This is a genomic window from Campylobacter sp. TJR-1 (genome assembly GCF_032840035.1).
GTDB classification, from domain to species: domain Bacteria; phylum Campylobacterota; class Campylobacteria; order Campylobacterales; family Campylobacteraceae; genus Campylobacter; species Campylobacter fetus.
In genome coordinates this window covers 21,372-45,409 of sequence record NZ_JAWIZX010000008.1, presented here as the reverse complement: position 1 = coordinate 45,409, position 24,038 = coordinate 21,372, and the positions used below count along the sequence as shown (strand labels likewise).

Here is a 24,038-nt window from a genome sequence, read left to right as displayed (position 1 = left end):
ACTAAATCCGAAAAAAATAGTGAAGAACTGTAATAAGTAACTAATAATTACAGCTATATTAACTATTAAATTTACTGCTTTATTTTTTAAATGCAGAGTTGAGTAGAGTTTAAAAAAGGGATGATAATGTTTCAAAATATAGCTATTTTACAATTTTATATGCTATAAATCACTAAAATATATGATTTTTACTTGACAAACAAAGTTAATTTTTGTATAATTTCACTTCCTTTTTGAAGTGTTGTTATTTTCTTTGATTAAAGATTTCACATCAAAAATATTTATATTGTCTCGCTAGCTCAGTAGGTAGAGCATCTCCCTTTTAAGGAGGTGGCCGTTGGTTCGAATCCAACGCGGGACACCATTTATTATTTTTTTGGTCGCTTAGCTCAGTTGGTAGAGCGCCACCCTTACAAGGTGGATGTCATAAGTTCGAGTCTTATAGCGACCACCATTATTTAGGTTGCGGCGGTAGTTCAGCTGGTTAGAATATCGGCCTGTCACGCCGGAGGTCGCGGGTTCGAGTCCCGTCCGCCGCGCCATTTTACTGTTTGTCTCGCTAGCTCAGTAGGTAGAGCATCTCCCTTTTAAGGAGGTGGCCGTTGGTTCGAATCCAACGCGGGACACCACTTTTTTAAGTAGGGTTTAGACCCTTTCGTCTAGTTGGCCCAGGACGTTGCACTCTCTGTGCAAAAACGTGAGTTCAAATCTTACAAGGGTCGCCATTTATTTTTTTTGGTCGCTTAGCTCAGTTGGTAGAGCGCCACCCTTACAAGGTGGATGTCATAAGTTCGAGTCTTATAGCGACCACCATTATTTAGGTTGCGGCGGTAGTTCAGCTGGTTAGAATATCGGCCTGTCACGCCGGAGGTCGCGGGTTCGAGTCCCGTCCGCCGCGCCATTTTTATATTTCGACGCATACGCGCCATTATGATGTTGCCTCGTTAGCTCAGTTGGTAGAGCATGTCACTCTTAATGATGGGGTCGTAGGTTCGAGCCCTACACGGGGCACCACTGTGTTATTTTTTATTATTCGGCCCCTTCGTCTAGCGGTTAGGACACCAGCCTCTCACGTTGGGAACACGAGTTCGAGTCTCGTAGGGGTCACCATATTTCTATATACTCCTTGCATACTTTATATTTCATTTATATGCTTTTTAAGGTATTTTTATATTTATTTTATATACAATATAAAAATGGTTGGTTATGCTATATTTAGGAGTGTTGATAATGGATTATAATAAGTCTATATTTGCCTGGAGTAAAAAATTCGAAACAAACTTAGATAAAATATACGATCAACATCATCATTTAGTCAATCTTATAAATAATTTAAGTAAAAAACTTTCAAATAGCAATCTTAGCAAAAATGAATTAATAGGGCTATTTACTGAGCTTTTTGGCTATGCTAAATACCATTTTCACGATGAAGAGCAGCTTATGGCGGAAAATAAGCTTAATTCCGAGTTTGTAAAAGATCATGTATTTAATCATAAATTGTTTATAGAAGAAGTTGGAATTTTATTTGCAGGATTGCAAAGCGATGATGAAGATGATCAAGAAAATTTAGATAAAACGGCTAAATATATTTTAAATTTTTTAATTAATTGGCTTGCTTTTCACATTCTTGGACAAGATAAAAAAATGGCTAGACAGATTGAAATGGTGAAAAGCGGTATTGCTTCTAAAAAAGCTTATAATATGGTACGAAATAAAGCTTCAGCAGAAGAAATCCAGCCTCTTGTAAGAACTTTAAATAAACTTTTAGAAATGATGTCTAAACGAAACAAAGACTTAGTAATAGTAAATAATGAACTACTTGAGTTAAAAAAAGATCTTGAAAATAAAGTACAAGATAGAACAAAAGAGCTTATCGAAGCAAATGAAAATTTAGAAAAGCTTTCTATGACAGATCAGCTTACAGAGATGCCAAATAGACGCCACGCTATGAAAACCCTTGATTTGTTATGGAAAGAGAATTTAGATAGCGATAGAGGTTTGTCTGTTTTGATGATAGATTTGGATTATTTTAAAGAAGTAAATGATAATTACGGTCATGATGCGGTGGATTATATATTAAGATTAGTAGCTAGAACTCTTAAAGAGTCGGTTCGTACTGATGATATAGTTTGCAGACTCGGCGGAGATGAGTTTTTAGTGATTTGTCCAAATACTATGCTAGAAGGCTCTATTCAAGTTGCAAATAATCTGCTAAAAGATATACACAGTTTAAAAGTCAAAACTAAAAACTGTGAGTGGAACGGAAGCGCTAGTATCGGATTGGCCTGTATGTCTCCTGATATAAAAAATTATAGCAAACTTATAAAACTTGCCGATGATAAAGTATATGAAGCAAAACAGTCGGGTAAAAACTGTTTTATGTATTAACACGGCATTAGTGGATTTATGCAGAAAGGCGGTTTTGTGAAAAATATATTTTTAGTGTTTATTTTTATACTTTTTGGGAATTCGGAGCTGTTTGGTATTAACAGTGTATATTGTAATGAAACCTCAAAAGACGCATATCTAAAAGAGGGTTCTACTGTTTTATTAGAAAATTTTAAAAGTAATACAAATGCCGACGGAACTAACAAACAAGAGATTTTAGAGATTACGGACGGAAATACTCACACTTATGAACTTTTTGTAGATGATATATCGGCTAATTATCTTCTTAATATCTGGGATCAAGCTTCACTTAGGATAAAACCAAATTCTAACAGTAAAGTTTCAGTAAAGATCACCGAGGTAAAAACAGCAAGCTCCGTTACTATTGATAATAGCTATGTTCATTTTAGATTTTTAAAGCCTGATTACGCCGATGAAATAGCCGTAGATACCGATAAAAACTATGGTGGAGTATGCTATAAAAAGAGATTAGAACAGTTTGATAAGTCTGCAGGAAATTTATATAGCGGAACAAAAGAAAAAGATGAGTTTTACACTTTTGTAAAATCCAATGATACGGTAAATATACTTTTTGAGATAGATCAAGCGCTTGCAAAAAGTAAATTGCTCACACCTTCTCTTAATAAATATAAATTCAAAGCAACCATAACCATAACCCCGATAGTACCCCCACCAGATTATAGTAGTAATAAACTAATGGTAGTTAATGATCAATACAACGTAAAAGCGTCCGGAGTCGTTAATACAGCCGGAGATTTTACCGGAGATACAAATTTATATACTCAGTTAGTGGGTAGATCTTTTAATGTGCAAGTTATAAGTACTATTGATCAAGCAGATATAGGACAATTTCATTATGCAGGTTTATTTTCTGAGCTGGATAATATGAAAATCGTTCCTATAGATTGTACATATTTGTCTTTATTAATGCCAACATCGCCTTATGATGGGTGTAAAAAGGAAATGGATGATCTAACTTTATATTTTAAATTTGCTAATGCTTTAACTGGTATGCTAGGAGCTAGTCCGACAAATCCTATAAGTTATAATTTAAATAATTTTACTATTTCTGCGAATAGAACCGATATAAACTACAATAAGCTATTTTTTGAAATTCAAGGTTATTATAATATTACAAACTCAAATATCAAAATAAGATCAAACTATTTCAGTGTTAGACCTGCTGCGTTAGTTTTACAAACTGCAAATTTATCAAATGAATTATTCGGCGGTGAAAAGTATGAAGCGTCCGTAGATGGAAATGATATGTATACTAAGGTTACTGCAGTAGATGGATCAAATAATGCAGCTAAGTCTTATAACACTAAATTTATATCAAAAGGTATGATTTTCCTAGATAGGAGCGCCGGAGGTACGAAAAATGATAAAACATGGTGTTCGTATGACGGAAGTGAGGATGACGACAAAAAACTTTCAAACGTACCTATGGTAACTACTGCTAAATTTGATGAAGGAGTAGGAAAAGTATATACGGACTATGAAGCTGCGAATAATAAGTATTATATCAAGTATCCTGATATCGGACATACTAAGATATATATTTTAGACGACACTACGACTCAGATAGATCAGATGGAAGGCGACTGCATAAAGGGCAGCGCTTCAAATGACAAAGTAAATGGAAAAATAGGCTGCAACGTTGCTTTAGAAGCGGATTATTTTAAATTTAAACCGACAAAATTTCAAATAACTAAAAAAGAGCTTAAAAATGGCTATATAAGCGATGATGGAAATATAACGTTTTTTGCATTTGGCAAGGATTATAGTATGAGTGAGACTGACTATACTGATTTTATGGGAGGCAAGTTCGAGCTTGATATACAAGCTAGACTAGCTGATGATAACGTGCCTAACTTGTATAGTAAAAACTGCTATGCAAACGATATAGATATAAATTTTGAACTTGATAAAACCGAAGATGAAAAGAAAGCTCTTGAAAATGCTAAAAACAATGTGAGTTTTTACGGTATAGCAGATAGGACTTTGGGACCGGATCAAAATGAAACATATCTAATAAAAATTTTAAACTCAGATGCTAGCGGGGCGCAGAAAAACGACGGCAAATTTAAACTTGCTAAAAACTCTTTTTACGCCGGAGAATCAAATGTTAGCTTAAAGATAAATTTTGATAGAGAGTATAATTCGACTAAAAATCCTTTGCGAATCAAATCAAACGATTTTAAAATCAGCGGTAAAGATAGTATTTACAAAAATAGTGCAATTAATGATATCACTGTTTTAGCCGATGATAAAAATAGAGTTGTGGATTATTTCTACGGAAGAGTTTATGCAGATGACACGGATATCAAAGAAACCGAAAATGTTATTTATGATTTGAATGATATGTACTACGGAGTATATTGCAGTGATGAGTGTAAAGCCAAGCAAGGCGTAGACGAGGAATACGAGTTCGTAAAAGATACGATAAATACCACAGACGATACGACAAATACGAATTACGCGGGAATAAGCGGTTTGGACAATTACTATAGAGTAAAGTATTTTAACAAACTAAACTCAGATATCGATCTGTTTGCTAAATTAGAATCGACACCTCAAAACACGGGTCCTAACTTAGAAATATATAATGATCTTGGCGTCTTAGATGAGCGTGGCACCATAAACGCAAGCCAATGGAAGATGAAACTGAAATATAGTGAAACTGATCCGGAAAATATATTGATTATATCTATGAAAACACCATACTATATGATATTTGATAAAGACTACATAGGAGGAGAGCCTAAATATAGTAGTTTTAAAGTAAAATTTATAAGAAATTCTAAAACTAAATGGGTAGGTTTTGGCGATGAAGGCGATGTTATGGGTATAGAAAAGCAGAATGAACTAATAAAATCAAAAAGCAGAATAGATTGGTAAAAGTGTATTCTGCTCGGTTGCTTTAAATTTAAATAAATAAAGACGGATTTGCTCTAAGCAGTAAAGCGTAAGCGTGCAAAGCGCTTTGCTCTCTTATATAGTCTCTATCGCCTTCTAAAAGCAGTCTTGAGGTTTGTACGTCGCCGTTTTTATTTGCTACTGCGACAAATACAGTGCCTACTGGTTTTTCTTTGCTTCCTCCATCAGGACCTGCGATACCGCTTATAGCTATAGCATAATCGCATTCGCAAAGTTTTAATGCTCCAAAACACATCTGTTCCACACACTCTTTGCTTACTGCTCCAAATGTTTCTAATATGCTATTTTCTACATCTATCCAATTATGTTTTATGTGATTTGCATAAGTTATCACCGAACCGTCAAATGCTCTGCTTACTCCTGGTACTGAGCCTATCTTTGAGGCACAAAGCCCAGCCGTGCAGGATTCTGCAAAGGTAATTTTTTGATTTTTTTGTATTAGTTTTTTTGCTATAAAAGATACTATGCTTTTGTCGTTTATGATTTTATTTGCAAATAAATTTGAAGCGCTATCGATAAAACCTTTTATCTGACCGTATTTATTTGCTCCAGCTCTCACGTAAGTAAGACCAGATAGTAACTCAGTAAGACTGATATTTACATTATAAGTTGTCGCAAGCGGTTCTAAAAGTATCCTAGCGCTCTCTTTGTCTATATCTAAAATATTGAAAAATTGAGATTCTAAGTCTATATTTATAAGAATTTGAGGAAGTTTTTTTGTCGGTTCTGCTTTTATGAGATTTATAGAAGCCGAGTTTAAATCCAGCAAAAAGCTATCTTTTGTATAAATTTGTGCTCTTGATGGAATCAGAGTTTCATCTTTTAATTCTATAGTGTCGGTAGTAAGAGTGGCTAGAATTTTGCTTAAAGTATAAAAGTTGCTATCGTTTGCTATTATGGTTATAAAATCGAAGTTTTTAGAGTGATTTTCTATATAAAACGGCAGTTCTTTATCGCTATTTTGTATGTAATATACCATTCCAAGCTCACCAAAATGTGATTCGTAGCTACTAAAAACATAGTCTAAAAAAGGCTTGTTTATCTGTAATTCTTCGCCTACTATTATGATGATATGTCTCATTTAAACCTCCTAATGTTTAGTATATAATTTTAAATTTAGTATAGATATTTTGTGAATTTTCAAAATCATCATACGAAACGTTGAAACTCATATTTTTGTTTAACGATAGATCGATATATGGAACATTGCTATACTCTCCATTTTTTTGATTTATGACGGCTCCAACTTTTGTTTTGTCAAAAATTTCTTTGCTGATTTCTATATTTGGCGTTATTGTGCTATTTTTGATATCTTTTTCATATGTTGCGTTGAGTTTGGTTTTTATATCAAAGTTTGCAAAAGAAGTTGCGTATTCTATGCCCATGGAGTGATTTGAAAAGTAATTTTTATCTTTTTTATCTATCTTGTTGTCTATGTTGAGTTTAAATTTATCCAGATACGGATTATTAAAATTTAAAGAGTCGATACTAAGCAAATCTATGCTTTTAAGATCGAAATTATCGTTATTTAGTTCAAAATTCGGCGATATTATTTTACTCTGTTTTGCTTCTAATACTTCACTGCTGATTTGATTTTTGATTTCAAAAGGTTTTAGGATTAAGCTATCTCCATTTTGCTTTAAAAAGTCACTTTGAAATTCGCTTGCATATACAAGAGATGCGCTTAAAATTATGGCGATTTTTTTTATCATTTTGACTTTTTCTCCTTTGCTAAATGGTTTTATTATTTTATCATATTCTACCAAGATAAATCTTAGTTTTATGAAATTTTTGATAAAATCCATAAATTTAAAAATTTAAGGTTGTTAGATGGACTATAAAGATACACTGTTGCTGCCGACGACGGATTTTGCTATGAGAGGCAATCTTCCTGAGTGTGAGCCGGCACGGTACGCAAAATGGGATGAGCAAAAAGTCTATGAAAAAATGAAAACTAAAAGGGAGAAATCCGCTATTAGTTTTAATATCCACGATGGTCCGCCATATGCAAACGGACACCTTCATATAGGGCATGCGCTAAATAAAATTTTAAAAGATATAATTCTAAAAACACACTACTTTTTTGGTCAAGGTATAAGATATACTCCGGGTTGGGATTGTCATGGTCTTCCTATCGAACAGCAAGTAGAAGTAAAGCTCGGCGATAAAAAAAAGAGTATGAGTAAGTCAGATATCAGACAAGAGTGCAGAAACTGGGCTAAGGAGTTTATAACTGTTCAAAAAGATGAGTTTAAGTCTCTTGGCGTGATAGGCGACTGGAATGATCCGTATCTTACTATGAAATTTAAATTTGAAGCAAATATTTACAGAACTCTTTGCGAAGTAGCTAAAAAAGGGCTTCTTGTTGAGCGAAGCAAACCTGTTTTTTGGAGTTGGGCTGCTAGAAGCGCTCTAGCCGAAGCCGAAGTAGAGTACGAAGATAAAGAGGATTATAGCTTGTATGTTGCTTTTTGCTTAAGCGACGCTGCTTGTAAAAAGCTAGGAGTTAGTGACGCAAAAGCTGTTATTTGGACTACTACTCCGTGGACTTTAGTAGCAAATCAAGCCATTAGTTTAAATCCGAATGAAAAATACGCCCTAACAAGCGAAGGTTATATAATAGCTCTTCCTTTAAAAGAAACTCTTATAAATCAAGGTATCATAAATGGAAAAATTTTAAAAGAGTTTGCTTCAAGTGAGCTTGAGGGTTTAAGCGCTATTAATCCTTTAAACGGCAGAGATTCTCGGTTTATACTTGGGGAACATGTTTTGATGGATGGCGGAACTGGACTAGTGCATACTGCTCCTGGGCACGGCGAAGATGATTATTTTGCAAGTTTGAAATACGGTATAGAGGTTATAATGCCTGTTGATGAAGCAGGGCTTTATGATGAGACTTTAAGGGTTAAAAAGCTACTTCCCGAGCATCTTTTAAATGAGTTTATAGGGCTTCATATATTTAAAGCAAATGAAAAATTAATAGAGCTTTTGGGCGACGCGGCCGTAAAGGTTAGCAAATTCGTGCATAGCTATCCGTTTTGCTGGAGAACGCATAAACCGGTGATCTACCGCGCTACGAAACAGTGGTTTATAGCTATGGACGAGCCTAAGCTAAGCGGCAAAACTCTAAGGCAGACGGCGCTTGAGGCGTTAAAGAGCGTAAAGTTTTATCCGGAGGTCGGAGTTAAGCGTATAAGCTCGATGATAGAAAATCGCCCCGACTGGTGTATTTCTCGCCAAAGAGACTGGGGCGTTCCGATAGCTTTTTTTAGAGATTCCGCTACGAAAGAGCCTATTTTTGATAGCCGCGTTTTAGAGCACGTGGCTAAGGTATTTGACGAAAAAGGCAGCGATGCGTGGTGGAATTTAGAAATTTCGGAGTTATTGCCTAAAGGGACGAATTTAGATCCCTCGAAGCTAGAAAAAGTAACGGATATTTTGGACGTTTGGTTTGATAGCGGATCTACTTGGAACGCGGTTTTAAATAGCGGAGATTACGACGCCGGAGGGTATCAAGCCGATATGTATCTCGAGGGAAGCGACCAGCATAGAGGCTGGTTTCAAAGCTCTCTTCTTTTAAGTTGCGCTATAAATCAAAAAGCCCCTTATAAAAGTGTTTTGACACATGGGTTTACTGTTGATGGAAACGGCAATAAAATGAGCAAAAGCAAAGGAAACGTTATAGCTCCTTCAGATGTTGCTAAGAGATACGGAGTTGAAATTTTGCGTCTTTGGGTAGGATTAAGCGATTATTCAAGCGATCTTAAAATCAGCGATGATATACTAAAACAAGTTGCCGAGCAGTATAGAAAAATAAGAAATACGATAAGATTTTTACTAGCGAATATAAATGATTTGGATGATATAAGCAGCCATTTCGGAACTCTTGATAAGTGGATACTTGCTCGTGCTACTAAGAGTTTTAAAGAAGTATCTGAGTGCTTTAAAAACTATGAGTATTCAAAAGGTTTTAATATATTATTAAATTTCTTAAGTACGGATCTTAGTGGAATTTATCTTGATATCTGTAAAGATAGACTTTACTGTGACGAAAAAGACGGTTTAAGACGCTGCTCATCTCAATCGGCTATGGCTATAATAGCAAAATCTCTGCTAAGCCTTATAGCTCCTACTCTTACATATACGGTAGATGAGGCTATAGAGTTTGCTCCAGATATCATTAAAAATGGAGCAAAAGACGCGTTTGATCTAGTTTATGAGCCGCTTGTGTTTGAATTTAAAATAGATGATGAGCTTCTTACTTCCAGCCGTGAGAAATTTAACGAAATAATAGACGTTCTAAAAAAAGATAAAATAATCAAATCCACGTTAGAAGTTATACTAGAAACTAGCTCAAATGAGATTTTAGCAAATGATCTTGATGAGATAATCGACTGGTATATGGTTAGCTTTGTAAGAAATATCGAAAGTGATGAGTGTTTGGCTGAGTTTGCAGTGGGTAATGATAAATTTAAAATAGTAAAAGCAGATAGATATAAATGCCCGAGATGCTGGAAATATGCTGCTAAAATAGACAATGATTTATGCCCAAGATGCGCTAAGGTGTTAAAACGTGTTTAGTGAACCAGTAAGTATGGAGCTAATAGTACTTACCGTCGCTATATTAGTCGGTATGGTAAGTGTCGGCATATTTTTAGTTAATAGATTTAAGGAGAACAGGTGATAAGCTTAAAAGATGCGATAAAGCTAAGTAGTATCGATATAGTAGAGCTTCGTAAAAATTTAAAAGATAAAATAAAAGATAATAGACAATTAGGCGCTTATATAGAACAGCTAACTAATAGCGATATAAGTGATGAGTATGCAGGTGTTCCAATCGCTATAAAAGACAATATTCAAGTCAAAAATTGGAGCATAACAAGTTGTTCTAAGATCTTGCAAGGTTACGTAGCTCCATATCACGCTACGGTCGTAGAAAAGCTTTTGAAAGCCGGACTTGCACCGTTTGGTCGTACGAATATGGATGAGTTTGCCATGGGAAGCACAACTGAAAGTTCGTTTTACGGCAAAACTTTAAATCCGCTTGATCATACTAGAGTTCCAGGAGGCAGTAGTGGCGGTAGCGCTGCAGCAGTTTCGGCTGGACTAGCGATAGCTGCTTTGGGAAGCGATACTGGAGGAAGCATACGCCAACCTGCTGCGTTTTGCGGATGCGTCGGCTTTAAGCCTACTTACGGAAGAGTTAGCAGATATGGACTTGGAGCTTATTCTAGTAGCTTAGACCAGATAGGACCGATAACAAGAAGCGTTGAAGATGCCGCACTTCTTTATGATATTATAGCCGGACATGATCTAAAAGATAGCACAAGCTCAAATTTAGAAAATATAAGCACCTCGGATAAATTAAACAGCGATAGAAAACTTACGATAGCAGTTATAAAAAACTATGTTGATGGGGCTAGCCAAGATGTTAAGGACTCGCTTTATAAGGTAGTTGATAAGCTAAAAGAAGCCGGTCATAACATAATTTATAAAGATCTTTCTAACTCAAAATACGATATAGCTGCTTATTATATTATAGCTACAGCAGAAGCTAGTGCGAATCTTAGTCGTTATGACGGTGTTAGATATGGTAGGAGAGCGGACTCAAACTCTCTTGGGCAGATGTATTCAAAAACAAGAGGCGAGGGATTTGGTGTAGAAGTGCAAAGAAGAATGCTTCTTGGAACATTTGTTTTAAGTAGCGGATACTATGATGCTTATTATATAAAAGCACAAAAAGCAAGAGCATTTATAAAACTAGAATATGAGGAGATATTAAATGAAGCCGATATAATGCTAATGCCAGTAGCTCCTAGTGTAGCTTATAAATTTGGAGAGTTAAGCGATCCGCTTAGTGCGTATCTTAGCGATATATATACTATAGGTGTAAATTTGGCCGGACTTCCTGCTATAACAGTACCGGTGCAAAGTGATAAAAATGGGCTAAATATCTCAGCTCAGCTCATCGGCGGTGCGTGGAAAGAACAAGATGTCTTAGACGCTGCATTTGGTTTGGAAAAATTAGTTAAAGGAAACTAAAGAGATGAAGATAATTAAAAGAGCTTTGACTTTTGAAGATGTTTTACTTGTACCGCAGTATTCAGAAATTTTACCAAAACAAGTTGATATAACCTCTAAATTTAGTAAAAATATAAATTTAAATATACCTCTTGTATCTGCTGCTATGGATACGGTAACTGAGCATAGAACCGCTATTATGATGGCAAGGCTAGGAGGCATCGGCGTTATACATAAAAATATGGATATAGAAAGCCAAGTAAAAGAGGTAAAAAGGGTTAAAAAAAGCGAAAGCGGAGTTATAATTGATCCTATATTTATAAAACCAAACGCTACTATAAGAGAGGCTCTTGAACTTATGAGTGAATATAGGATATCAGGAGTTCCTGTAGTTGATGATGATAATGTTTTGATAGGAATTCTTACAAATCGAGATTTGAGATTTGAAAATGATTTTACTAAACAAGTAAGCGATGCAATGACAAAGCCGCCTCTTATCACTGCGCCAAAAGGTTGTACTTTGGATGATGCGGAAAAGATATTTTCTACAAATAAAGTTGAGAAGCTTCCTATAGTAGATGAAAGTGGCAGACTCGAAGGACTGATCACCATAAAAGATCTTAAAAAGAGAAAAGAATATCCAAATGCAAATAAAGATAAATTCGGTCGTCTAAGAGTAGCGGCCGCTATGGGCGTAGGTCAGCTTGATAGAGCCGTGGCTTTAGCCAAGGCAGGTGTTGATGCTTTGGTTATGGACTCAGCTCACGGTCATTCAAAAGGTATAATAGATACTTTAAAGCTCATTAAAGAAAATGTTAAAGATGTTGATGTGATAGTAGGAAACGTAGCAAATCCAAAAGCCGTTATCGATCTTATAAACGCCGGAGCCGATGGAATAAAAGTAGGTATAGGTCCTGGATCTATATGTACAACTCGTATAGTATCTGGTGTAGGCGTTCCTCAAATTACTGCTATAGCGGACTGCGCTGATGAAGCTAAAAAATTTGAAATACCAGTAATAGCTGATGGCGGTATCAAATATAGCGGAGATTTCGCAAAAGCATTAGCGGCCGGAGCCAGTTGTATAATGGTAGGAAGCTTACTTGCAGGTTGCGATGAAAGCCCAGGAGAGCTAGTTACTTTTCAAGGCAGACAGTATAAAAGCTACCGTGGTATGGGTAGCATAGGAGCTATGACAAGAGGTAGTAGCGATAGGTATTTTCAAGAAGGAACTGCTCAAGATAAACTGGTACCAGAAGGTATAGAGGGTAGGGTTCCATACGCCGGAAGCATAAAACAAGTAGTTCATCAGTTAGTTGGAGGACTTAGAAGCTCTATGGGATATTGCGGAAGCGACAGTATCGAAATTTTCCAAGAAAGAGCCGAGTTTGTAGAGATAACAAGCGCCGGACTCAAAGAGAGTCACGCGCACGATGTTATAATAACTCAAGAAGCACCAAATTATAGAGTTAATTAGTGGAAATTAGTACTCGTAAAGCTCATTTTGACGAACCGCTGTATTTAGAAAGCGGTCGTATATTAAGCGAGTTTGATTTAGTTTATGAAACTTACGGTGAGCTAAACGCCGACAAATCAAACGTGATAGTAGTATGTCACGCTTTAACCGGAAGTCATCACGCAGCCGGAAGATATGAGGGCGATAGTAAGGCCGGCTGGTGGGACGCTCTTATAGGCGATAATAAAGGTATAGATACTACTAAATTTTTTGTTATATGCGTAAATATTTTAGGAAGCTCATTCGGTTCTACAAATCCGCTTAGTATAGAGCCTAGCACAGGAGAGGAGTATCGTTTAAGGTTTCCTGTTTTAGTGATAAGTGATGTAGTAAAAGCACAGATGAGGCTATTTGATAGGCTTGGTATAAAGCAAGCTCACGCAGTCATAGGCGGAAGCCTTGGCGGTATGCAAGCACTTTGTTTTGCTATAGAGTTTCCAAATTTCGCTAAAAACGTTATAATGTTGGCTACTACTTATGCTACAAAAGCGTGGGCTATTGCTTTTAATAAGATAGCCATCGAAGGCATAGTAAGAGATCCGGATTTTAAAAACGGATACTATGATAAAGATGAAGTGTTAAAAAACGGACTTACCGGAATGGCGCTCGGTAGAATGGCAGGTCATATAAGTTTTTTAAGTCCTAGTTCTATGGATGATAAATTTGGGCGAAATTACGTACAAACAGACGGTCTTTATGAACTTTTAGGTAGATTTGAAGTAGATAGGTATATGGAGTATAACGGACATAATTTTCCAAAAAGATTTGATCCTTTGAGCTATCTTTATATAACTAAAATGATGAATAATTTCGATTGTACTCGTCATTATAATAGCTTAAAAGAGGCCTTGAGTCTTACAAAAGCTAACGTTTTGTTAATATCTTTTGATGGAGATATTTTGTTTCCGCCATATCTTATGAAAGAAATGTATGATGCGTATTGCGATATAGGTAGAAAAAATCAAGTTAAATATATATGTATAAATAGCAGTTACGGGCACGATGCATTTTTAGTCGAGGTGGATAAAATAGATATGTACATAAAAAAGGCGCTTGAATGCAGATAGAAAATGAGAGTTTTGAGAGTAAGATAGATAAGTTAAATGAGCTTTTAAACAAGCTAAATGATGAGAATTTGACTCTTTTAGATAGTGTTGAATTATACAAAAGCGGTACAAAATTAGTAAAAGAAGCTAGAGAAATGTTGGAAAATGCTAAGCTTAGTATACAAGAAATAGGTGGAAATAATGGCTAAAATATGCGTGCTTCAGCTAAATACTCTTGCCATGAGCGACTCTAGGATAGATTACTATTTAAAGTTGGCTAAAGAGCGCGGTGCAGGACTAGTGCTGATCGGTGAGTATGTTTTGAACTCATTTTTTACCGAAATAATCAAAATGCCTAAATCCATGATAAAAGAGCAGAGCGAACACAAAAGAGCTTCTCTTTTAAATTTAGCAAAAAAATACGATCTCATCATAGTTGCTCCGATTATTCTTTTAAAAGGTAAAGATATATATAAAGTTGTAGCTAAATTTAGCCCTCAAAGCGTGAAGTACGAAGAGCAAAATATTTTTATAGATTATTCTCATTGGAATGAAAGTAAATTTTTTAAAAGCAGTAAAAAAGATAGTTTGGGTATTATGAGTTTTGCTTACGATAAGTTCAAATTTGGAGTTATGTTTGGTTATGAAACACACTTTGATAGGCTTTGGCAAGAGATGATGTCTAAGAAGATCGATTGCGTGCTTGTGCCTACTGCTTGCACTTTAAACTCAAAAGACAGATGGAACGAGCTGTTAAAAATGAGAGCTTTTACGAATAACGTATATATTTTAAGGGCAAATAGACTTGGTAAGGCTAAATTTGATGAGGTTAGTTCAGAGTTTTATGGAAACTCTATGTTAATTAGTCCGCACGGAGAGATCATGGATAGTCTTGATACGAATGAAGGAATGTTGGTTTGCGAATTAGATAAAAAACTCTTAAATGAAGCTAGGAGTATTTGGAAATTTAGTCAAAAATCCAGCTATTTACAAGAATTTAAGGGATAAAATGCAAAAAGTTCACTTTATAGGTATCGGCGGTATAGGAATTTCTGCTATCGCTAGATTTTTGAAAGAGAAAGATTTTATTATAAGCGGTTCTGATATAAAAGAGAGTAAAACAACTAAAAATTTAAGAAATAGCGGTATGAAAATCACTGTTCCTCATTGTGAAAGTGCGATAGAAGATCCTGATTTTGTAGTATATTCGGCTGCTATAAAAAGTGATAACGTTGAGCTTGTCGAGGCCAGAAAAAAAGGTATAGAATGCTTATCTAGAAAAGAAGCACTTCCTTTTATATTAGAAGGAAAAAGAGTGTTTGCAGTAGCTGGAGCTCACGGTAAAAGTACGACTTCGGCTATGCTTGCGGCTCTTTTAGAAGGTAGCGTTATCATAGGAGCTATAAGCAAACAGTTTGGCTCAAATATGAAATACGAGTCAAGTCAAAATGTTATATTTGAAGCCGATGAGAGCGATAGTAGTTTTTTAAACTCAAATCCGTATTTAGCAGTAGTTACGAACGCCGAACCGGAACATATGGAACATTACGATTTTGATTTGGATAAATTTCACGCTGCATACAAAGGATTTTTAGAGCGTGCTAAAATTCGAGTTATAAATGCGGGTGATGAGTTTTTGGCATCTTTAAAAATGGATTGTATAAAACTTTATCCAGAAGATATAACTGATCTTAAAATGGTTTTAAGAAACTATGAGCCATATACTAGTTTTAATTTAAAAGGCCTTGGCAAATTTGAAGCATGGGGAATGGGCGAACATATAGCTATAGACGCTAGCCTTGCTATACTTGGGGCAAATTGCGAGATAGGACTTGAGAGTATTAGGGGAAATTTGAAGAATTTTAAAGGGATTAAAAAGCGTTTTGATATATTGGTTGCAAATGAAAATTTTGCTCTTATAGATGATTACGGTCACCATCCAACAGAGATCTGTGCAACTCTAAAAAGCGCAAAAGAGTATGCAAAATTACTCGGATTAGAAAAAATCACCGCTATATTTCAGCCTCATCGTTATACTAGACTAAAAGCAAATTTAGAAGGATTTAAAAAATGTTTTGAAGATGTAGATGAGCTTGTGATTTTACCTGTTTTTAGTGCGGGCGAGGCTTCAAATAATATAGTTTTGAAAGATGAATTTAAAAAGGCGATTTTTGCCGAAAAAGTTGAACGAAAAGATAATTCTATAGAGTTTTTTGATAGTTTTGGAGTAAAGCATAGGTTAGACAGCGGATTAGTAATAGGGTTTGGCGCTGGAGATATAACGTATCAGTTAAGGGGTGAATCATGAAAATAATTCTTTTTTTAGTACTTATTTTATTTATTGTATTAGTTTTTGCATCTCCAAAAGATAAATTAAGCTTAAAATCGAAACTTATTATACTATTTTGCGGCGCAGCGCTGTTTTTAGCTGCATTTATATATAATGAAAAAATGCAAGAAAGACAAGATCGAGTTCAGCGTTTACTTGAGGATTTTATGCAAGAAAAAAGCATAAAATGCGGTGAATACGAAGTCGATAGTAAACATTTTAATTATGAGTACGGCACTCAGAGTTTTGTAGCAAAAAGAGGATTTTCAAATTTGAACGGAGTTATAATTCCTGTTCAAAAATGCATAAAGGAGTAAGTTATGTCAAGTCTGTTTAAATCATTAAAGTTAGCTAATTTTACGATTCCAAATCGTATCACAATGCCTCCGATGTGTGTATATAAAAGTAGAGACCTTCAAGGACTTCCGAGATGCTTTCATAGGCTTCATTATCCAGCAAGATCCCTTGGCGGTGTTGGATTTATCATAGTTGAAGCCACTGCGGTTTCTCCTGAGGGCTGTATAAGCAAAAACGATATAGGACTTTGGAGCGATATACAAGTGGAAGCTCATAAAAAATTAAACTATGAGATTAAAAAATACAGTTGTAAAGTAACTAGCGTGCAGTTGGCTCACGCAGGTGCTAAAGGAACTTGCGATGGTATAATAAGCCCTAGCGGCGTTAGATTTAGCGGTGAGTACGGCACTCCTGATATTTTGAATACTCAAGAAATTTACTCTATAGTGACTAAATTTAAAGAAGCAGCTATTAGAGCTAAAGATTCAGATTATGATTTAATCGAGATTCACGGGGCTCACGGTTATCTAATAAATCAGTTTTTAAGTCCGCTTACAAATAAAAGAGAAGATGAGTTTGGCGGAAATTTAGAAAATAGAATGAGATTTTTAAATTTAATTATAGAAGAGTTAAAAGATATCATTCCGTTTGGCGTAAGACTTAGCGCCGACGAGTGGGAAGATGGCGGCAATACTACTGAGGATATAAAAATAGTAGCAAAAAAATGCGAAGAGTTAGGAGCTAGTTATATCAGCGTTTCAGCCGGCGGAGTAGTAGAAAATCCTACTCATATGCCAAAAATAAAACCGCTTTATCAAGCGCAATACGCTAAAGATATCAAAGAAGTTATAAATATACCAGTCATCGCAGCCGGGCTTATAACTACAAAAGAGCAAGGAGAATATCTTTTGGATAATGGATTTTGTGATTTAGTAGCTTATGGCAGAGAGCTTTTAAGAAATCCGAATTTTGCCCTATATGCAGCTGCAAGCACAGGGCTAAATGATCTTATAGATTTCTCTTATAAAAAAGCGTTTTAGATAATATATTCTATTTCTTGGTTTTCACCATTTATAAGTCTAAAAATTTCAGCTTTGATCTCAAAATACTTCGCGGAGTTTGGCTGAAATTTTGGATTTTTAAGCTGTTTTATAATCTTTCCACTATGTAAAACTACTATTTTATCTCCTAAAAACAGCGCTTCATCTATATCGTGAGTTACAAATATCACAGTGGAGTGCACGACTATATTTTTAAGTTCGGTTTGTAAATTTGCTCTGGTTATAGGATCAAGAGCAGAAAACGGTTCGTCTAAAAATAGCACTTTGGGATTTAGGCTAAGAGCTCTTGCTATGGCGACTCGTTGTTGCTGACCGCCGCTTAATGAGTGCGGGTAAAGGCTCTCTTTGCTACCCAAATGCACTAAATTTAAGAACTTTTTAGCTGTCTTTTTAAGCTCGTTTTTGTCTTTTACGCCTGAACATTTTAGAGCAAATTCGATATTGTCAATTGCCTTCATCCACGGCATTAAAGAGTAGTTTTGGGTTATGATCTGACGGGATTTATGAGCGGCGATCTGTTTTTTAAATTTGACGCTGCTCATTTCTACTTCACCGCTATCAAAAGAGCTATGACCGCTTAAAATCTTAAGCAAAGTAGTCTTTCCAGAACCGCTAGCTCCAAGCAACACGCAAAATTCGTTTTTTTCTATATTTAAATTTATATCATCCAAAATATGCGTAGTTCCGAACGATTTTTTTAGATTAGAGATTTTTATCATATCCAAACTTTCTTGAAATTTGTTTTTCTATCAAACAAAACAGCTGATTTATCACCCAGCCCACTACGCCTATGACGCAGATCACGGCTAAAACTATGTCTATTCGAAGCTGATTTCTAGCATCTATGATGAGATATCCAAGTCCTGTTTGTGCTCCTAGCATTTCGCCTACGACTAAGTTTATCCAAGCCATTGAAGCGGCTAATTTAAGCCCGGATATAAGCATAAGAAAACTAGAGGGAAATATCACTCCGCTAAGCACTTGCCACTTTGAAGCGCCAAAGTTTTTTGATACGATTATTAGCTCTTTTGGGACGTCTTGCACTGCTTTTGAAGCTAGTAAAAGTACCGGAAAAAACACTGCGTAAGATATGATAAATATAGTAGGTTTATCTCCTATACCAAAAATGATGAGAACCAGCGGTACCCAAGCTATGGGCGATACTGGGCGCAGTAAGTTTATGATAGGATCAAAAGCCATGCTTATTTTTGGAAATAATCCAAAAATAAATCCTACGAAAATTCCGCCGCTAAGTCCAGCGACTAGTCCCCAAAAATAGCGGTAAAGTGAGTCTATAATGCCTATTTGAAGTACGCCTTTTTGCACTATCTCGCATAGAGCCATAAAGCTCTGTTTTGGTGATGGTATAAGCTCGTCGCTTCCAAGCTGCCATAATACAAGCAGGGCAAAAACGGTTAAAATTTGATAAAAATATTTCATTTTATACCGCCAGATAGCTATCGATGTTTAAGCTTAAAAGAGCTTCGTTTGCTAGATCATTTTTTATTAAAAACTCTTTAAGACGCTCTAAATCCTCTTTTTTAATACTCAAATCATCATAAGAAGCTATATCCTGATCTAGCACATTTTTTATAATTTTTTGGTTTTGTCCTAGTAGAGATCCGCCTAAAACGGCTGCTTCATCATGGTTTTTAGATATAAAATGAGCAGCTTTTTTAAAGCTTTCTAATACTTCATCAAAGCCGTTTAAATTTAGTATCTCTTCGTGAAAGTTTAGAATACAGCATATATGAGATTTTTCTATATCTTTACTGAAAATCAAATTTTTAGCTCTTTTTTTAGATACGGCTAGCTGACCAAAAGGCTCGGCGACTATGTACGCGTCAAGCCTTCCGCTAAGCAGAGCAAAAGGCATCTCGGTAGGCGCCATATCTATGATATTTACCTTGTTTTTTAAATTTGAACTTTCCAAAAGTTTATCTAGTAAATAATAATGCGTACTAAAACGAGAGGGAATTCCTATATTCTTACCTTTTAAGTCTTCCAAATTTGATATATCTTTTCTTGCTACTAGCGCCGAACCGTTTTTATGAGCTGCAAGGACGGCTTTTATCTTCACTCCGCTTGCTCTTAGCATAAGTCCTAGCGGAGCTAACAAAAACGCTGCGTCTATCGCTTTGCTCCTTAACGCTTCGCTAAGATCAGCCCAGTTTGAAAATTTAATCGGAATAATCTCATATTTTTCGTTTTTGTAAAGCTCTTTTGCTATGATAATAAGATGATCTGTTATAGGCAAAAATCCTACTTTTATAGGAATTTTAAGTTTACTCGCTAGAGTTTTTGATGTGTGAAATGCCAAAAAACTCGCCAAAAATCCAAGTGCGTATCTCCTTGTCATGATGCGACCTTACAAAACTGCTTCCATTTTTTTATGCAGCCGCTACCGTTTTTTATGTCGTCTATCTCTTTTAAAAGATGTTTTATGCTAGGAGTTACTATAAGCACGAAATTTCCCTCTCGTTGCACTCTGGCGGCTTTTGCGTTTTTAAAATATCCTTTGGTTCCGCTAAATAAAACCGCTGCGTTTGTCGCTTTTTGTGTTAAAAGCGACGCGTCAAGTCTTAGTTGTAAAATTTCAAGCGAGCTTACTAAATTTATATTAAAAGCCGCATTTTCAACTTTTTTTAGTAGTTCGTCAAGCTCAAGTTTTAAACTCTCATAGCTAAAAGGTAAATACGCGTTTATATGAGAGTGAGTCTTGTTTGAGCGCTCTATTACTTCTAAACTCGCATTTATGATACCAGCTGCAATTCCTGCTTGAAGCAAGATAAATCCAGGAGTGATCTTGATCAAATAGCTATAGATATCGTTTGTTAAGATATCGCTATCAGGCAAAAAGTACTCTTTTAGGGTTACTGATTTTGTTGCTGAGCCCTCAAGCGTGCTGTATTTTATATGTTCGCCGAGTTTTACTCTCTTATCACACCTTATAACTCCCATTATAGGCTTGTTTTCATCTAAAGCTATAGCTCCAAATACGCTTCCTTGCTCGATATTTGACACCCAAGCAAGAGTTCCGCTCACGATATATCCGCCGTTAGTTCTTACCGCTTTTAGCCGGTTTTTTTCTATACCGGCAAATGCTTTCATAGAATTTGATAGTGCGGTTCCGCCTAAAATTTCAGCTTTTTTTAATTTTGGTAAAAGTTCGTTTTTAAGGTTTTCGTTGTCGCTATTTAGCAGATACCAGATAAGCGCAAATTGGCACCACATGCAAAATCCGGTCGTCCCGCAAATTTCAGCTACTTTAGATATGTTTAGTATAGCTTTAAATAGATCATTTCTTTGATCTAAAACGCTAAAATATCCGTTAGTTCCGAGTTCATTTATGATATCTTTCGCATAAATTCCCTCCGCGTCGATGCGAGGTGCAAGGTTTGCTAATTTTTGTAGTGCCATTTTTAATCCTTTTAAATTTATTTAACTTCTAAATTTACGTTTCTAAGCAGAGTATTTGCAACAGGCGAATACTTAAGCGCGTGAGCGATAAGAGCTTCGTTTGCGGCTTTGTCTGCATTACTTTGTAGATCAACTTTTACTCTAACATCGGTAAATCCAAGAGGTTTTTCGCTTAAATCTCCCGTTCCCCAAACTGCAGTTATATTTAGATCGCCTTCAAGCTCTACTTCAAGTTTTGTTATAACTATGTTTTGCGCTATCGCGTTTGCGTGAATTCCTACGGCTATACAACTTCCAAGAGCAGCTAAAACAGCTTCGCTAGGATTTGGCGCAGTGTCTTCTCCAAGTAAAGTAGGCGGCTCGTCTACTATGTATGCTGGTAGATTTCTTATGTAGTTTGCGTGGCGAAACTTACCTTCTGCAACCGTGCGACATTTAAGCGTTTTTATAACATCCGGATTTTCTTTTCCGGCTTTGATAAGAGCTTCAAGACCGGCCTTATCTATAGGGTCTAGTCTTGTACAAGAATTGATAGCGCAATTTGCCATTTTGTGTCCTTTATTAATATATTTAAAAGATATACTATCTTTTTTATACTGAAATTATAACAGTAAAATCATATCTTGTCAATATAAAGTTAAATACTATATTTTATAATATAAATATAAAGTATATGCTACACAAAGCTTCATAAGTATTTTTATGATAAAATAATCAGTAAAAAAATGATTAATAATTTGGAAATTTTAATGAAAGAACTATTTAGAAAGTTAGATTTAAATGATTATTTAGAGAAATTTAACTCGCTTTTAGCTAGAGAAAAACCGCTTTTTATGAGCGGAGACAGCAAGTTGAATTACGAAAAATTAACTGAAATATCTATTTTAAATTTAAAGTCGCCAAATAGAGTGGCAAATCTTGATGATGCGCTTGCTAGGCTCGCAAAGCAAGGTATCTTGCATATCAGTGAGATTTATGAATTTGTTAAGATAATAGACTATTTTGAATACTTAAAGAAGCTTAAATTTGAAAATAAGATGCAAGCTTATCTAGATAAGATAGAAATTCCTAATCAAATATCTAAAATTTGTTCGTATTTTGATAACGAAGGCGAGTTTAAAGAGAGCATTGATGAGCGTTTAGTCGGTATAAATGCGGCTTTTAAAAACAAAAAAGACGAGATAAATAGCGAATTAAAAAGGCTTATTTATACAAAAAGTATTGTTCCATATCTCGTCGATACTCAAATTCACTTTATAAACGATAATGAAGCTCTTTTGGTTCGCGGCGGATTTAACCATGTTTTAAAAGGCAGCGTTATAGCTAGAAGTAGCGGTGGATATTTTTACGTGCTTCCGGCAAATATATCAAAACTAAAAATCGAGCAGCGTGATTTGCTTGATAAAAAAGATGAGATTATATTTGAACATTCGAAAACAATAAGCTCTATTTTTAGCAAAAATCTTATGTTTTTAAAATTTATAAACTCTGCTTTTGACCATGTTGATGCTCTTATAGCTAGAGTTATGATGGCAAAACTAGGCGATTTAAATTTTGTTTTAAGCGACGGAAGTAGTGATATCATTTTAAATGAATTCGCTCATCCCGCACTTAAAAATCCTAAACGAGTTAGCGTGAGTTTTAAAGGCAAAATTTTGCTCATAACAGGAGTGAACGCCGGTGGAAAAAGTATGCTATTAAAAAGTATACTTAGTGCAGCTATTTTAGCAAAATATCTACTTCCTATGAGTATAAATTCGCAGCACAGCAAAATCGGTTCTTTTAAAGGGTTTGATACAATTATAGAAGATCCGCAAAGCGCTAAAAACGATATATCTACGTTTGCAGGAAGAATGTTGCATTTTAGCGGACTTTTTGGTAAAAAATCTCTTCTTATAGGCATCGATGAGATAGAGCTGGGAACTGATTTTGAAGAGGCTGCTAGTCTTTATAGCGTTATGATAGATAAACTGCTCGAAAATGATATCAAAATGGTCATAACAACTCACCATAAGCGTCTTGCGATGCTGCTTGCAAAACATAGCGATGTAGAGCTTCTAGCTGCACTTTATGATGAAGTAAACTCTCGTCCGAAGTATGAGTTTTTAGCTGGAACTATAGGCAAATCCTATGCTTTTGAAACAGCGGTTCGCTATGGAATATCTTCAAATTTAGTAGCATTAGCTAAAAAGTCTTATGGGGAAGATAAAGAAAATTTAAATGAAGTTATTTCTAAGACCATAAATTTAGAAATGGAATTAAAAATCAAATTGCATGATGCAAATTTAAAAGAGGAGAGATTGAACTCGCTTTTACAAAGTTTAAAAGATCAAAAAGAGAAAGCAGATGAAATTTTAAGAAGCAGTTTAAATCATCTTGAAATAGAGTATTACAAAGCGATAAACGAAGCAAAAAGAGGAATAAATTTAAAAGATATAAAAGATAAGCAAAGAAGCGTAAATAAAGCAAACGAGCTAGTTTCCAATATACAAAAACCTCAAATCTCGCTTGAACCTTTAAATTTAAAAATCGGAGATAGAGTAAAATATGAAAAAATCAAAGGCGAAATACTTAGTTTAAATAAAAATGAGGCGACTATATTAAGTGATGGATTGAAGCTCCGAGTTCCTATAAATTTGTTAAAAAGAAGCGGAAATCAGCCTAATATTCCGCAAAAAAATATAAATGTAAAAGTACAAAAACCTACAAATGCTAGTGTTGTTATAGATCTGCACGGACTAAGAAGCGAAGAGGCGATAGCTAGGCTTGATAAGTTTATCTCCGATAGTCTTGTAATGGGATTTGACGAGGTTTTGATAAAGCATGGCATCGGTACTGGAAAACTTGCTTACGCAGTAAAAGAGTTCTTAAAAGCCCATCCTAGCGTAAAAGCCTATAAAGACGGTACGCCAAGTGAGGGCGGTTTTGGCTCGAAGGTCGTGAAATTATAATGTTTTGTATATTTTCACAAATAAAACCTATTTTTTTAGATATAATGC

At 35.4% G+C, this 24,038-nt stretch carries 19 protein-coding genes and 9 tRNA genes; 21 read left to right on the top strand and 7 right to left on the bottom strand.

What is annotated here, in order from left to right; translation table 11 throughout:
• Positions 1–288 precede the first annotated feature (288 nt).
• The 11 genes from RVY88_RS08685 to RVY88_RS08635 all read left to right on the top strand — a co-directional run bounded on the left by RVY88_RS08685 (position 289) and on the right by RVY88_RS08635 (position 5,310).
• Positions 289–364: transfer RNA gene (locus RVY88_RS08685), tRNA-Lys, on the top strand.
• Between the two features lie 14 nt (positions 365–378).
• A tRNA-Val gene (locus RVY88_RS08680) sits at positions 379–454 on the top strand.
• Positions 455–465: 11 nt separating this feature from the next.
• Positions 466–542: transfer RNA gene (locus tag RVY88_RS08675), tRNA-Asp, on the top strand.
• An 11-nt stretch (positions 543–553) separates the two neighbouring features.
• A tRNA-Lys gene (locus RVY88_RS08670) sits at positions 554–629 on the top strand.
• Between the two features lie 19 nt (positions 630–648).
• Positions 649–725 (top strand) — tRNA-Glu (locus RVY88_RS08665).
• Positions 726–737: 12 nt separating this feature from the next.
• Positions 738–813, top strand: a tRNA-Val gene (locus RVY88_RS08660).
• A gap of 11 nt (positions 814–824) precedes the next feature.
• Positions 825–901: transfer RNA gene (locus tag RVY88_RS08655), tRNA-Asp, on the top strand.
• 37 nt (positions 902–938) lie between these two features.
• Positions 939–1,014: transfer RNA gene (locus RVY88_RS08650), tRNA-Lys, on the top strand.
• 21 nt (positions 1,015–1,035) lie between these two features.
• Positions 1,036–1,110, top strand: a tRNA-Glu gene (locus RVY88_RS08645).
• 120 nt (positions 1,111–1,230) lie between these two features.
• Entirely contained in the window at positions 1,231–2,388 is a 1,158-nt protein-coding gene (locus RVY88_RS08640; protein ID WP_162167473.1) for a GGDEF domain-containing protein, read from the top strand.
• A 36-nt stretch (positions 2,389–2,424) separates the two neighbouring features.
• On the top strand, positions 2,425–5,310 hold the full coding sequence (locus RVY88_RS08635) for a hypothetical protein (protein WP_162167474.1): 2,886 nt from the start codon (positions 2,425–2,427) through the stop codon (positions 5,308–5,310).
• Between the two features lie 28 nt (positions 5,311–5,338).
• On the opposite strand, the gene RVY88_RS08630 is transcribed toward RVY88_RS08635, so the two are convergent.
• Positions 5,339–6,430, bottom strand: coding sequence for a CinA family protein (locus RVY88_RS08630; RefSeq protein ID WP_162167475.1), 1,092 nt, complete (start codon positions 6,428–6,430; stop codon positions 5,339–5,341).
• Positions 6,431–6,446: 16 nt separating this feature from the next.
• Positions 6,447–7,061, bottom strand: a complete 615-nt coding sequence (locus tag RVY88_RS08625; RefSeq protein WP_187759190.1) for a hypothetical protein — start codon at positions 7,059–7,061, stop codon at positions 6,447–6,449.
• Positions 7,062–7,179: 118 nt separating this feature from the next.
• Between RVY88_RS08625 and ileS the strand changes: the two genes are divergently transcribed.
• The 9 genes from ileS (at position 7,180) to RVY88_RS08580 (ending at position 17,598) form a co-directional block, all read left to right on the top strand.
• Entirely contained in the window at positions 7,180–9,930 is a 2,751-nt protein-coding gene (gene ileS, locus RVY88_RS08620) for an isoleucine--tRNA ligase (RefSeq protein ID WP_162167476.1), read from the top strand.
• 99 nt (positions 9,931–10,029) lie between these two features.
• Positions 10,030–11,391 (top strand): Asp-tRNA(Asn)/Glu-tRNA(Gln) amidotransferase subunit GatA, encoded by a 1,362-nt coding sequence (gene gatA, locus RVY88_RS08615; protein ID WP_162167477.1) that lies wholly within the window; start codon positions 10,030–10,032, stop codon positions 11,389–11,391.
• A gap of 4 nt (positions 11,392–11,395) precedes the next feature.
• Positions 11,396–12,847 (top strand): IMP dehydrogenase, encoded by a 1,452-nt coding sequence (guaB, locus tag RVY88_RS08610; protein ID WP_002849011.1) that lies wholly within the window; start codon positions 11,396–11,398, stop codon positions 12,845–12,847.
• Positions 12,847–13,953, top strand: coding sequence for a homoserine O-acetyltransferase MetX (locus RVY88_RS08605; RefSeq protein ID WP_002849013.1), 1,107 nt, complete (start codon positions 12,847–12,849; stop codon positions 13,951–13,953). Before guaB ends, RVY88_RS08605 begins: the two co-directional genes overlap by 1 nt.
• Positions 13,944–14,141 (top strand): exodeoxyribonuclease VII small subunit, encoded by a 198-nt coding sequence (xseB, locus tag RVY88_RS08600; protein WP_002849015.1) that lies wholly within the window; start codon positions 13,944–13,946, stop codon positions 14,139–14,141. Before RVY88_RS08605 ends, xseB begins: the two co-directional genes overlap by 10 nt.
• Positions 14,134–14,940: a carbon-nitrogen hydrolase family protein gene (locus RVY88_RS08595; RefSeq protein WP_002849016.1), complete on the top strand. Its 807-nt coding sequence runs from the start codon at positions 14,134–14,136 to the stop codon at positions 14,938–14,940. The genes xseB and RVY88_RS08595 overlap by 8 nt, the downstream gene beginning before the upstream one ends.
• A gap of 1 nt (position 14,941) precedes the next feature.
• Positions 14,942–16,240, top strand: a complete 1,299-nt coding sequence (gene murC / locus RVY88_RS08590; protein WP_162167478.1) for a UDP-N-acetylmuramate--L-alanine ligase — start codon at positions 14,942–14,944, stop codon at positions 16,238–16,240.
• Positions 16,237–16,578, top strand: a complete 342-nt coding sequence (locus RVY88_RS08585; protein WP_010403977.1) for a hypothetical protein — start codon at positions 16,237–16,239, stop codon at positions 16,576–16,578. The genes murC and RVY88_RS08585 overlap by 4 nt, the downstream gene beginning before the upstream one ends.
• A gap of 3 nt (positions 16,579–16,581) precedes the next feature.
• Positions 16,582–17,598 carry a tRNA-dihydrouridine synthase gene (locus RVY88_RS08580; protein WP_002849020.1) on the top strand — a complete coding sequence of 339 codons (1,017 nt, stop codon included), beginning with the start codon at positions 16,582–16,584 and terminating at the stop codon, positions 17,596–17,598.
• Here RVY88_RS08580 and RVY88_RS08575 read toward each other — a convergent pair.
• The 5 genes from RVY88_RS08575 to RVY88_RS08555 are packed head-to-tail and all read right to left on the bottom strand — an operon-like array spanning position 17,595 to position 21,587.
• Positions 17,595–18,338, bottom strand: a complete 744-nt coding sequence (locus RVY88_RS08575) for an ABC transporter ATP-binding protein (RefSeq protein ID WP_162167479.1) — start codon at positions 18,336–18,338, stop codon at positions 17,595–17,597. The genes RVY88_RS08580 and RVY88_RS08575 overlap by 4 nt on opposite strands.
• A complete protein-coding gene (locus tag RVY88_RS08570) occupies positions 18,322–19,059 on the bottom strand; it encodes an ABC transporter permease (protein ID WP_002849024.1) in 738 nt (245 codons plus the stop codon). The genes RVY88_RS08575 and RVY88_RS08570 overlap by 17 nt, the downstream gene beginning before the upstream one ends.
• Position 19,060: 1 nt before the next feature.
• Complete coding sequence (locus tag RVY88_RS08565) at positions 19,061–19,978, bottom strand: ABC transporter substrate-binding protein (protein ID WP_002849026.1); 918 nt, start codon at positions 19,976–19,978, stop codon at positions 19,061–19,063.
• Positions 19,975–21,039, bottom strand: coding sequence for an acyl-CoA dehydrogenase family protein (locus RVY88_RS08560; protein WP_162167480.1), 1,065 nt, complete (start codon positions 21,037–21,039; stop codon positions 19,975–19,977). Before RVY88_RS08560 ends, RVY88_RS08565 begins: the two co-directional genes overlap by 4 nt.
• A gap of 17 nt (positions 21,040–21,056) precedes the next feature.
• Complete coding sequence (locus tag RVY88_RS08555) at positions 21,057–21,587, bottom strand: OsmC family protein (protein ID WP_038453102.1); 531 nt, start codon at positions 21,585–21,587, stop codon at positions 21,057–21,059.
• Positions 21,588–21,788: 201 nt separating this feature from the next.
• Between RVY88_RS08555 and RVY88_RS08550 the strand changes: the two genes are divergently transcribed.
• A complete protein-coding gene (locus tag RVY88_RS08550) occupies positions 21,789–23,990 on the top strand; it encodes an endonuclease MutS2 (RefSeq protein ID WP_162167481.1) in 2,202 nt (733 codons plus the stop codon).
• Positions 23,991–24,038 lie beyond the last annotated feature (48 nt).

What these genes read in the sequence shown, in the direction of transcription:
- RVY88_RS08640 (WP_162167473.1), top strand. Translation starts at nt 1,231, where the DNA reads ATGGATTATAATAAGTCTATATTTGCCTGGAGTAAAAAATTCGAAACA.
- RVY88_RS08630 (WP_162167475.1), bottom strand. Translation starts at nt 6,430, where the DNA reads ATGAGACATATCATCATAATAGTAGGCGAAGAATTACAGATAAACAAG.
- RVY88_RS08625 (WP_187759190.1), bottom strand. Translation starts at nt 7,061, where the DNA reads ATGATAAAAAAAATCGCCATAATTTTAAGCGCATCTCTTGTATATGCA.
- ileS (WP_162167476.1), top strand. Translation starts at nt 7,180, where the DNA reads ATGGACTATAAAGATACACTGTTGCTGCCGACGACGGATTTTGCTATG.
- guaB (WP_002849011.1), top strand. Translation starts at nt 11,396, where the DNA reads ATGAAGATAATTAAAAGAGCTTTGACTTTTGAAGATGTTTTACTTGTA.
- xseB (WP_002849015.1), top strand. Translation starts at nt 13,944, where the DNA reads ATGCAGATAGAAAATGAGAGTTTTGAGAGTAAGATAGATAAGTTAAAT.
- RVY88_RS08595 (WP_002849016.1), top strand. Translation starts at nt 14,134, where the DNA reads ATGGCTAAAATATGCGTGCTTCAGCTAAATACTCTTGCCATGAGCGAC.
- murC (WP_162167478.1), top strand. Translation starts at nt 14,942, where the DNA reads ATGCAAAAAGTTCACTTTATAGGTATCGGCGGTATAGGAATTTCTGCT.
- RVY88_RS08585 (WP_010403977.1), top strand. Translation starts at nt 16,237, where the DNA reads ATGAAAATAATTCTTTTTTTAGTACTTATTTTATTTATTGTATTAGTT.
- RVY88_RS08580 (WP_002849020.1), top strand. Translation starts at nt 16,582, where the DNA reads ATGTCAAGTCTGTTTAAATCATTAAAGTTAGCTAATTTTACGATTCCA.
- RVY88_RS08575 (WP_162167479.1), bottom strand. Translation starts at nt 18,338, where the DNA reads ATGATAAAAATCTCTAATCTAAAAAAATCGTTCGGAACTACGCATATT.
- RVY88_RS08570 (WP_002849024.1), bottom strand. Translation starts at nt 19,059, where the DNA reads ATGAAATATTTTTATCAAATTTTAACCGTTTTTGCCCTGCTTGTATTA.
- RVY88_RS08565 (WP_002849026.1), bottom strand. Translation starts at nt 19,978, where the DNA reads ATGACAAGGAGATACGCACTTGGATTTTTGGCGAGTTTTTTGGCATTT.
- RVY88_RS08560 (WP_162167480.1), bottom strand. Translation starts at nt 21,039, where the DNA reads ATGGCACTACAAAAATTAGCAAACCTTGCACCTCGCATCGACGCGGAG.
- RVY88_RS08555 (WP_038453102.1), bottom strand. Translation starts at nt 21,587, where the DNA reads ATGGCAAATTGCGCTATCAATTCTTGTACAAGACTAGACCCTATAGAT.
- RVY88_RS08550 (WP_162167481.1), top strand. Translation starts at nt 21,789, where the DNA reads ATGAAAGAACTATTTAGAAAGTTAGATTTAAATGATTATTTAGAGAAA.